Annotated in this window: 9 protein-coding genes; 3 read left to right on the forward strand and 6 right to left on the reverse strand. The window is 57.8% G+C overall.

Going from position 1 to position 10,077, the window contains the following annotated elements; translation table 11 throughout:
• Positions 1-56 precede the first annotated feature (56 nt).
• The 3 genes from DI14_RS06725 (at position 57) to glpK (ending at position 3,264) form a co-directional block, all read left to right on the forward strand.
• The gene (locus tag DI14_RS06725; protein ID WP_051622631.1) at positions 57-893 is read left to right on the forward strand and encodes a sulfite exporter TauE/SafE family protein; all 837 of its coding nucleotides are present in this window, start codon (positions 57-59) and stop codon (positions 891-893) included.
• A 118-nt stretch (positions 894-1,011) separates the two neighbouring features.
• On the forward strand, positions 1,012-1,719 hold the full coding sequence (locus DI14_RS06730; RefSeq protein WP_034806838.1) for an MIP/aquaporin family protein: 708 nt from the start codon (positions 1,012-1,014) through the stop codon (positions 1,717-1,719).
• A 27-nt stretch (positions 1,720-1,746) separates the two neighbouring features.
• On the forward strand, positions 1,747-3,264 hold the full coding sequence (gene glpK / locus DI14_RS06735) for a glycerol kinase GlpK (protein ID WP_034806840.1): 1,518 nt from the start codon (positions 1,747-1,749) through the stop codon (positions 3,262-3,264).
• A 360-nt stretch (positions 3,265-3,624) separates the two neighbouring features.
• On the opposite strand, the gene DI14_RS06740 is transcribed toward glpK, so the two are convergent.
• The 6 genes from DI14_RS06740 to DI14_RS15680 form a co-directional block, all read right to left on the reverse strand.
• A complete protein-coding gene (locus tag DI14_RS06740) occupies positions 3,625-4,761 on the reverse strand; it encodes a membrane protein (RefSeq protein ID WP_034806842.1) in 1,137 nt (378 codons plus the stop codon).
• 40 nt (positions 4,762-4,801) lie between these two features.
• Positions 4,802-6,214 carry a S41 family peptidase gene (locus DI14_RS06745; RefSeq protein ID WP_034806843.1) on the reverse strand — a complete coding sequence of 471 codons (1,413 nt, stop codon included), beginning with the start codon at positions 6,212-6,214 and terminating at the stop codon, positions 4,802-4,804.
• Between the two features lie 97 nt (positions 6,215-6,311).
• Positions 6,312-7,694, reverse strand: coding sequence for a murein hydrolase activator EnvC (locus tag DI14_RS06750; protein WP_034806844.1), 1,383 nt, complete (start codon positions 7,692-7,694; stop codon positions 6,312-6,314).
• A gap of 23 nt (positions 7,695-7,717) precedes the next feature.
• Positions 7,718-8,620, reverse strand: coding sequence for a permease-like cell division protein FtsX (gene ftsX / locus DI14_RS06755; RefSeq protein WP_034806845.1), 903 nt, complete (start codon positions 8,618-8,620; stop codon positions 7,718-7,720).
• Positions 8,610-9,296, reverse strand: a complete 687-nt coding sequence (gene ftsE, locus DI14_RS06760; protein WP_034806846.1) for a cell division ATP-binding protein FtsE — start codon at positions 9,294-9,296, stop codon at positions 8,610-8,612. Before ftsE ends, ftsX begins: the two co-directional genes overlap by 11 nt.
• 338 nt (positions 9,297-9,634) lie before the next feature.
• Complete coding sequence (locus DI14_RS15680; RefSeq protein WP_034806847.1) at positions 9,635-9,991, reverse strand: BCCT family transporter; 357 nt, start codon at positions 9,989-9,991, stop codon at positions 9,635-9,637.
• Between the last annotated feature and the right edge of the window lie 86 nt (positions 9,992-10,077).

Here is a 10,077-nt window from a genome sequence, read left to right on the forward strand (position 1 = left end):
TGTCGCCCATTCCGTTATGATAAAGGATGAATCTATGTAGAAACGAGTTGGTCGACATGTGGTCTCTCCTCTTCATCCCGCTCGGCGCCATCGTCGGCGCCTTGTCCGGGTTCTTCGGCATCGGCGGCGGGGTCATCATCGTCCCGGTGCTGTTGTTCGGCGGCTATACGGCGGCCGAGGCGGTCGCGACGTCCCTGCTCTTCGTCGTCGGCACGAGCCTCGCCGGTGCGAAACGGCATACGTCGCTCGGCAACGTCTCTTGGACGACCGGCCTCCTCATCGGACTGACTGGTGCCGTGACGGCCCAACTGTCGAGCCGGCTCGTCCTCGCCTTCTCCGGTGCGAGTGATTGGCTGCTGAACGTGTTCTATCTCGCTATCCTATCTTATTTTGCCGTTACGCTCTTAAAGAAAACATCGAAACGCCGACCGAAAGAAAACACGACCGTCGCCGCGGGTGTCATCGGGGCAACCGCCGGGCTGTTGTCTGTGCTCCTCGGCATCGGCGGCGGCTTCATCATCGTCCCACTCCTCGTTAGTTGGCTTGGCTACTCGACGCACCGGGCCGTTGGGACGAGCCTTGCCGCCGTCTTGTTCATCGCGTTCGGAGGACTCGTCGGCTATTTGCCGTCGCTTACGCTCGACTTCCTTGTCCCGGCCGCGCTCATCCTCGGCGCGTTCATCGGGGCACCGCTCGGCGCGACGGTGACGAGCCGTTATCGTGAGAAAGAGATTTCACGCCGCCTCGCCTTGTTGTATGGCGTGGTCATCCTCTCGATCGCATTCGACTTGATGACGCGCCTTTGGATGCCATTCACATATATGAGTCTAGGCGTCCTCTTCGTTTTTATCGTCGGAATCACCGTCGATTTCATCCGGCGTTTTACCAAGTGAAAGCCACTTTGAAAATAAAAAAGTGGTTTTTTTGAATATCTTTGTTTTGAAGCGCTTTCAATTAGGGGATATAATGAAGTGGTAAGTCAAAATTCAATATGGGAAAGGGGAGTATCACATGTCAGCATTTGTTAGTGAGATTATCGGTACGATGCTACTCATTTTACTCGGTAACGGTGTCGTCGCCGGCGTCGTCCTCCGGCAGTCCAAAGCGGAGAATGCGGGCTGGGTCGTCATCACGTTCGGTTGGGGCTTCGCCGTCATGATCGGGGTGTACGCTGCAGGGATCTACGGAGGGGCGCACTTGAACCCTGCCGTAACGGTCGGTCTCGCGACAGCCGGTTCATTCCCTTGGGCTGACGTGCCTGCTTATATTTTGGCACAGTTCATCGGGGCGTTCATCGGGGCATGTCTCGTCTTCTTGCACTACAAACCGCACTATGACGCGACAGATGACCCGGGCGGCAAGTTGGCCACCTTCTCGACCGCACCGGCCATCCGCAACACGCCGTTCAACTTGGTTTCAGAGATTATCGGGACGTTCGTCCTCGTATTCGGGATTTTGTCGTTCAGTGCCAACACGTTCACCGACGGATTGAATCCGCTCATCGTCGCCTTCCTCGTCGTCTCGATCGGTATGTCACTCGGGGGACCTACCGGCTATGCGATCAACCCGGCACGTGACCTTGGTCCTCGGATTGCGCACGCGATACTCCCAATCAAAGGCAAAGGCACGTCGGACTGGGGCTATTCTTGGATCCCGGTCGTCGGACCGATTCTCGGCGGGATCATCGCCGCACTCATCTACGGCATTCTCGTCCCATAATCACAACTTCTAAGGAGGCAACATTCTATGGAGAAAGAAAAACGTTACATCTTAGCACTCGACCAAGGTACGACAAGCTCACGCGCCATCATCTTCGACCACGACGGGAAAATCGTCACGACGGCACAGCGTGAGTTCAAACAATACTTCCCGAAGCCAGGCTGGGTCGAGCATAACGCGAACGAGATTTGGGGTTCGGTGCTCGCCGTCATGGCCGAGGCGTTCGGTTCGGCGGATATCGATCCGAAAGAGATTGCCGCCATCGGCATCACGAACCAGCGTGAGACGGCCGTCGTCTGGGAGAAGGAGACGGGCCGCCCGGTCTATAACGCCGTCGTTTGGCAATCACGTCAGACGGCCGGTATTTGTGACGAGTTGAATGCGGCCGGTCACGGCGACTTGTTCCGTGACAAGACCGGTCTCCTCATCGACGCCTACTTCTCAGGCACGAAAGTCAAATGGATCCTCGACAACGTCGACGGCGCCCGCGAGAAAGCGGACAACGGCGAGCTCCTCTTCGGGACGATCGACACGTGGCTCATCTGGAAACTGTCAGGCGGGCACGCCCACGTCACCGACTACTCGAACGCGTCGCGGACGCTCATGTATAACATCTACGAGCAACAGTGGGACGACGAGCTCCTCGACATCTTGACGGTACCGAAATCGATGCTCCCTGAAGTCAAACCGTCGAGTGAAGTGTACGCCCATACGATCCCGTACCACTTCTTCGGCTTCGAAGTCCCAATCGCCGGTGCGGCCGGTGACCAACAGGCGGCCTTGTTCGGACAAGCGTGCTTCGAGTCAGGTGAAGGGAAGAACACGTATGGCACAGGTTGCTTCATGCTCATGAACACGGGCGAGGAAGCCGTCAAGTCGGAACATGGTCTTCTCACGACGATTGCTTGGGGTTACGGCGGCAAAGTCGAATATGCGCTCGAAGGCTCAATCTTCGTCGCCGGTTCAGCCATCCAGTGGCTCCGTGACGGGCTCCGGATGCTCAAGTCGGCGAAAGACACGGAGCAATATGCGAACCGTGTCGAGACGACAGACGGCGTCTACGTCGTCCCTGCCTTCGTCGGGCTCGGTGCCCCGTATTGGAACTCGGACGTCCGCGGCGCCATCTTCGGCCTGACGCGCGGTACCGAGAAAGAACACTTCGTCCGGGCGACGCTCGAGTCGCTCGCCTATCAGACGCGTGACGTCTTGACGGCGATGGAACAAGACTCAGGGATCGAGTTGAAAACGCTCCGTGTCGATGGTGGCGCGGTCAACAACAACTTCCTCATGCAGTTCCAGGCTGATATCTTGGACGTCCCGGTCGAGCGCCCGGAAGTGAGCGAGACGACGGCACTCGGGGCCGCCTACCTCGCCGGTCTCGCCGTCGGATTCTGGAAAGACCAAAACGAGATTAAACAACAGTGGAAACTCGACCGCAAGTTCGAGCCGAACATGGACGAGTCGCACCGCGAAAATCTTTACAAAGGCTGGCAACACGCCGTCGAAGCGACGATGGGCTTCAAACCATCGAAACTTGAAGGATAAGACGACACGAAAGGGAGCATCCATCACGGATGCTCCCTTTCTGGCTGTTGACGAACCCATTCGCAAAAAGCGGATGGGTTCGTCGTTTTTTTGTGTCCCACGAGCTCGAGGCGCTCTGCCCGACATAAAATTGAACAAATGCTATGTAGACGGTCGTTTTCGGCCTCCCGGGGGCGGCCTCTCGCGACGCTCATCCGACGGCGCCGTAGACTCCTAAGGGATGGAGGGAGACCCAGCAGCGACAACGTCGCGATGCAGCTCCCTGCTCGCCCCTAGGAAAGCGGAGGCGCCAAGAGGATGAGCGAAAACATTCTGTTAGTCAACAATCTGAAAGGGAGCATCCATCGCGGATGCTCCTTGTCATAGTTTCCGTAACCGCAGCCGCGGGCTCATCGGCTCCCCGACGAACAAGATGCCGAGCTCATGCGGGTCGGTTTCATACATCGCCCGCTGCACGAACCGGATATCCCCGTTCAAGTTGAGTACCTCGAGCTTGATGTACGGCTTATGAAGCTGGAGCGCCTCATAGAAGCTGCTCCCGCCCGTGATGACCGTCCCGTTCACTTTGTAAATCGACTCGCCCGGGATGAGCTGCATCGCTTCCCCTGGCGAACCCGGGAGCGTGTCGACGATGACCGCCCCACGGTTGCCGTTGATGAACACCGGCGTCGTCGCCCGGTTCTCACGTTTGATGAGCTGTAACGCGAGCTCATACAATACATAGAGCGCGATCAAGACGTAACCGGCGTACGGCACGTCAAGTGCGTAAGACGCCCCGAACAGACCGAGCGCGATGACGGCGAGGATACCGCGATACGTGCTCAACTTTCCGAGGAGCGTTCGCGGCAGCGCCCCGGTCGACAAGAGGCTCACCCCGATTGGGATCGGTAGGATGACCGGGACCATCCCGTCGAACCCAAACGACGGCGGCAAGAAGACGACGAGTGGGAAGAACCAGAGCCGTTTGACAACGTGGCCGCCGATGAACTGGCCACGCTTCGACAAGATGAGTGTCGGCGATGTCTCGACGTTCCCGTTCGAGCGCAACAGGATCGCTTCGGCGAGCGTGACGAGTCCGAAGACGAGCGCGTACACCGGCCAGCCGACCTCGGCGAAACGAGTGACCGTCTCGTCGAGCGGTCCGAACGAGACGACGTCACGAAGCGACACGGCCGCAAGCATGACGAGGAGCGGGAACGCCGGGCTGACGAAGCGCGGATGCATCGTCAAGACGACGAGGGCGTACAGGACGGTGAACGTGACGAGCCATTCGACGTTGACCGTCATCTCGAGCCAGACGGTTGCGACCGAGGCGAGCCCCCCGAGCAAAACGCTCGGCCAGACGAAATGAATCCAATCTGATTTCGGCGAGCGCCGGCGCGAGCGGAACATCGCCCGTTCCCGTTTGATGCGCGTCATGGATATGTAAGCGAGGGCGACGAGCGTCACCCAGAGCAGCGGACTACCGATCAAAGTCAATAAAGCGAGTACACTCATTCGTAGAACGTCCACACGTGTCCAATCCTTTCCCTAATCCTTATTTTGCAGCTTCTTCGAGCGCACGGTTCAACTGGGCGTCGTTCGCCTCGTCTTGAATGACTTCAAGCAATCGCGATTCGAGCGCCGACGCCGTCTCTTCATTGACGACACCGTCCGCCGTCAAATTGTTGTCTTCTTGGAACGCGGAGACGGCCCGGGCCATCGTGTCGCCATAATAACCCGGCTGACCGCCCGGCTCGTAGCCGATCCCTTCGAGGACGGTATGCAAGTTCGATACGGATTCACCGTAATCACCGACCTCGAGCGTGTCCGCCTCGGCGAGGATGCGGTTGACGCTGAAATAGTCCGGTTGATTGACCTCGATGTTCGGCTCGATGCCTTTCTCGTTGATCCAGTTGCCATCCGGCGTGAGCCATTTGCTCGTCGTCAGCTTCAAGTTGCTGCCGTCCTCTAAATCAAACGCCGTCTGGACGACACCCTTGCCGAACGTCTTGTTGCCGATGACGGTCGCCCCGGCCCCTTCTTTGAGCGCGCCGGCAAGAATCTCCGACGCCGAGGCCGAGCCTTCGTCCGTCAAGACGAAGAGGCCGTACGGCTTCGCCTCACGGGCGCGGCCGCTCTGCGACTCACGCTCCCCGTTGGCGTCCTCGATTTGGACGACGGGCGTGTCCGTCGGGACGAACCCTTCGACCATCGTGATGACGGACGGCAACAGGCCACCCGGGTTTCCGCGCACGTCGATGATGAGGCTATCGATGTCTTGACTCTCGAGTTCCTCGAGCTGTTCCAAAAATTCGTCGTCGGTCGGTTCGGAGAACTGGGTCACTTGCAGATAGCCGATCTTCTTGCCGGCTTCTTCCTTCACCTCTGACGTCACCGTCTCGATTGGAATCGTGTCCCGCGTGATCTCATAGTCGGCCTCTTGCCCGCCGCGGCGAATCGTCAACGTGACGACGGTCCCTTTCTCCCCGCGGATGAGACGCACCGCCTCTTCGACGGCCATCCCTTCAATCGACTCGCCGTCGACGGCCGTGATGACATCCCCTGGACGGAGTCCGGCCGCTTCGGCCGGAGCGCCTTTGATTGGAGCGACGATTAAGATGTCTTCTCCTTTCTTCTCCAAAGTCGCGCCGATTCCTTCAAAATTCGACTCAATCGAATCGGTGAATTGCGACGTCTCTTCCGCGTCGAGGAAGTCCGAATACGGGTCGTCGAGGGCGGCGGTCATCCCGTCGAGCGCCCCGATGAGGAGCGCTTCGTCTGATATATCTTTAAGTGAGTGGGCCTCGATGAGCTTGCGCACTTGTTCGACTTTGTCCCAGCCCTCGCTCCGCGGTTGGATGGCGGTCGGAAGAGCAGTCGTATCGGTAAACGCCATCGTCGCGAGCCCTGCACCGGCCCCAGCGACGAACGTGGCGCCGGCGAGTAGTCCAGCGGTTGAATTTTTCACGGGTAGTCCCTCATTTCTCTTGATCAGTCTTTCATTCAGTATAGCAAAAAGTTTAGAAGAAAAGACGCGTTCCACACATTTGGGACGCGTCTCTCCGTCAATAGCCGATATAAGGACCTGGGTCGACCGCGTTCGGTTGCCCCGGGGCCCATTCGCCACGGTGAAGTTCGAAATGTAAGTGCGGCCCCGTCGACCAGCCCGTGTTGCCGAGCGTTCCGACCGTCTGGCCGGCCGCGATCGTCTGGCCCGGTGTGACCGTGATCGAGTCGAGATGGCCGTACACCGTCGTCCACACTTGGCCGCCTAACACGTGCGAGACGAAGACGACGTTGCCGTAGCCCGTCGCCGGCGCCGCCTTGATGACGATGCCGGGTGCCGCCGCCACGATGGGCGTGCCGGTCGCGTTGACGATGTCGATGCCGCGATGCGACTCCGGCGCCCCGGTGAGCGGGTTCGCCCTCAGGCCGAACCGGCTCGAGACGTACCCGGAGACGGGACGGACGAACGTTGACACAGGTTGCGTCACGTTCTCAGCCGCTTCGGCTGGCGGAACCGGTGGCGCGACAGGTTCTGTGCCCGGTGACGACTCCGCCTTCGCCTTCGCCTCGGCTTCTTGGCGCGCTCGCGCCTCTGCATCTGCCTTCGCTTGTGCGTCCGCCTTTTCCTGTGCCTCGGCCGCTGCTTTCGCTTCCGCTTGTCGTCTCGCTTCCGCTTCGGCCGCCTCGCGTTCGGCGGTCGCAATTGCCTCGAGCTGACCGGCGATGATGCGGCGCTGTTCGTCCATGAGCGCCTGTTCTTCCTCGCGCGTCATCTGTTCGAGCTCGAGTAGTTCGACTTGTTCGTTCAGTTCGGAAAGGAGCGACTGCTTCTCCTCGGCAGCACGGTCGAGCGCCTGCTTCGTGATGACGAGTTCACGCTCTTTTTGTTTGACGAACGACAGCTGGGTCCGTTGCGTCGTCTCGAGCGACTCGAGCCGCTCGACTTCTTCCATGAAGCTATGTATGAGGTCCCGGTCCTGCTCCGCGATCGACTGCGCCGTCATGAGGCGCGTGACGAAATCCCCGAACGTGCGGGATTCGAAGATGACTTGGAGATAGGACCGGTCCTCGTTTACTTGAAGCACACGAAGACGCTCACTGAGGAGCGCCTTCTGGCCTTGGAGGTACTGCTCTTGGGCAGCGAGTTGGCGGCGTGTCGTCTCGAGCTCGGTGCGGGCCGCGTCGGCTTCAGCCTGCTGGACGGCAATCTGTTCACTGAGGCTATCGAGCCGTTCGTTGACGGCCTTCACCTCGGTCAAGACCGCGTCACGCTCCGCCTCGGTGATGTCGAGCTCGGCGTCCGTCTCGGCTTGCGCTTTCTTGGATGCCTCTAGCTGTTTGGATAGACGATCTTGTCGTTCCCGTAACGTCTCTTTCTCCGTCGCCATGACCGGCGCGGCAAGTAACGTCATACATAACCCAAGCGCAAGCGAACGTTTCATCCGCCAACTCCCCCTTATCTAAGTTAGACTTTCAAGAATCGACCGAGCGATGTCGTCGATCCCCAGATCCCGATGAACGCCCCGAGTGCCAACAAGACGAGTGACACTTGCGTCGTGAGCGTCGATGGATCAATCAACTTAAATATATCACCATTCAATTGATCTAGCGATGGTTGTAAAGCACTATATGCGACATCGTAGCCGAAGTAGACGACGGCGATCGGGATGAGAGCGCCGAGCACACCGAGGAGGAGTCCTTCGATGAAGAACGGCCAGCGGATGAAGCTGTTTTTCGCCCCGACGAGACGCATGATCTCAATCTCGCGGCGACGCGAGAAGATCGTCATCTTGATCGTGTTCGAGATAAGGAACATCGCCATGAGCGTGAGCCCGACGATCAATACGAGTCCGCCGATGCGAATCCCGTTGAAGAACGCGAACATCTTGTCGATATAGTCCTGTCCGTATGTGACTCTATCGACGTTCTCAAGCGACTGCACCGCCTCGGCGACTTGTTCGGTCTCGAGCGGGTCTGACGCCTTGACGATGTAACGGTCGTGGAGCGGGTTGTCCTTCTCGACCGCACCGTATGCGTTCGCGTCTTCCCCTAACTGTTTGCGGAAGTTCTCGAGCTCATCGTCTTTCGAGCTGAACGTGACTTCGGCGACACCGGGAATCTGTTCGATGTTTTGTCCGAGCTGTTCGACGTTCGCCTCTTCGGCGGTCCGTGTGACGAACACTTGAATCTCGACGTCGTTCTCGACGTTTTGTGCGATCTCGTTGACGTTGAACATGACGAGCGCAAAAATCCCGACGAGTAACAATGTGATGGTGACGGCACTGATGGCCGCAAACGTCATCCACCCGTTGCGAAGTGTTCCTTTGAACCCTTCCCGTAAGTGGCGGAGTCCACTTTTAAATATCATAGCCATACGCTCCTTTCTCTTCATCGCGGACGACTTTCCCGTTCTCAATCGCGATGACGCGATGGCGAATCTTATCGACGATGTCACGGTTGTGTGTCGCCATGACGATCGTCGCACCGCGGCGGTGAATCTCTTCAAATACTTCCATGATGCCCCACGCCGTGTCCGGGTCTAAGTTCCCGGTCGGCTCATCGGCGATGATGAGCTTCGGCTTGTTGACGATCGCGCGGGCGATCGAGACGCGCTGCTGTTCCCCACCCGACAGTTCGTCCGGATAGTTGCGGGCCTTGTTTTTGAGCCCGACGAGGTTCAACACGTCCATCACTTGCTTGCGCATCGTATTCGTGTCGGCTTGGACGACCTCGAGGGCGAAGGCGACGTTCTCGTACACGGTGAGCGACGGCAACAACTTAAAATCTTGGAAGATGACGCCGAGTTGGCGGCGAAGTTTCGGCACGTGGCGATTCTTCAGCTTGCCGACATCGATACCGTCAATCAACAATTGACCGCTCGACGGCTTCTCCTCCCGATAAATCATTTTCATAAACGTCGATTTCCCGGCGCCGGATGGTCCGACGACGTAGAGGAACTCGCCGTCTTGGATTTCTATGTCGAGATCATCGACGGCGACGACGCCGTTCGGATATACTTTACTGACTTTTTGCATCGAAATCATAACGTATTCCCTACCCTTTTTTAATATTTTTCATGCATCTATGACGAAGTTTCATTGTTTTAGTAACTGTATATTTTTCGTCTAGCCTCTGTTCTACAGGAAACAGAACGTGCTGTCAAGACACGTCGCTCGTGCCCAACCTCCTTACGAACAGGACGAAAAGCGGGACTATGAGCGCTACCATTATAACAATCGGTTTTTTAAAACACCATTACAGGAGTATTTCAGTTAGAGGGCGCACAGTGGGAAATTGTCACACCGAACGTCCGCTTCACCGATTTGTCATATTCATTGAAATTCGGATTCAAAAAAGGCACCCTGTGACGAGGGCGCCTACCTTATTCAGGGGGGCGGTCTTTCAACGCATCAAACGGCGACCGCTTTTTCTTACGGTACTTGATGTGGATCGTCGGCGATTCGTACTCGTCCGAGGCGCGGATGTCTTTACTCGACACACGCATGAACGACCAGGCGAGCAGTAGCATGATGAAGATGAGCGGGAACCCGCCGACGATGCTCGCCGTCTGGAGCGTGTCGAGCCCGCCGAGGAACATGAGCGTCAGCGGCATGAACGTGTTCGCGGCCCCGACCCAGGCCTTCCCGGCATCCGGGAACAAGACGAGCGGCAGCGTCACCGCGAGCAATAGGCAGAACGCGCCGATGAACGTGGGCCAATCAATCAATTTCGTTTTCAATGTACCCCACCCCTTGAAGTTGTTATTCTTTTTTACCAACATTTCATCGCGACGAAACAAAAAACCACGGGTCGCCCCGGAGGGCA

The organism is Exiguobacterium sp. AB2, from assembly GCF_000696055.1.
In the GTDB taxonomy this organism is placed as follows: domain Bacteria; phylum Bacillota; class Bacilli; order Exiguobacteriales; family Exiguobacteriaceae; genus Exiguobacterium; species Exiguobacterium alkaliphilum.

Bases quoted from the DNA above. Each gene is read 5' to 3' on its own strand.
- DI14_RS06725 (WP_051622631.1), top strand. From the start codon at position 57: ATGTGGTCTCTCCTCTTCATCCCGCTCGGCGCCATCGTCGGCGCCTTG.
- glpK (WP_034806840.1), top strand. From the start codon at position 1,747: ATGGAGAAAGAAAAACGTTACATCTTAGCACTCGACCAAGGTACGACA.
- DI14_RS06740 (WP_034806842.1), bottom strand. From the start codon at position 4,761: ATGAGTGTACTCGCTTTATTGACTTTGATCGGTAGTCCGCTGCTCTGG.
- DI14_RS06750 (WP_034806844.1), bottom strand. From the start codon at position 7,694: ATGAAACGTTCGCTTGCGCTTGGGTTATGTATGACGTTACTTGCCGCG.
- ftsX (WP_034806845.1), bottom strand. From the start codon at position 8,620: ATGATATTTAAAAGTGGACTCCGCCACTTACGGGAAGGGTTCAAAGGA.
- DI14_RS06730 (WP_034806838.1), top strand. From the start codon at position 1,012: ATGTCAGCATTTGTTAGTGAGATTATCGGTACGATGCTACTCATTTTA.
- ftsE (WP_034806846.1), bottom strand. From the start codon at position 9,296: ATGATTTCGATGCAAAAAGTCAGTAAAGTATATCCGAACGGCGTCGTC.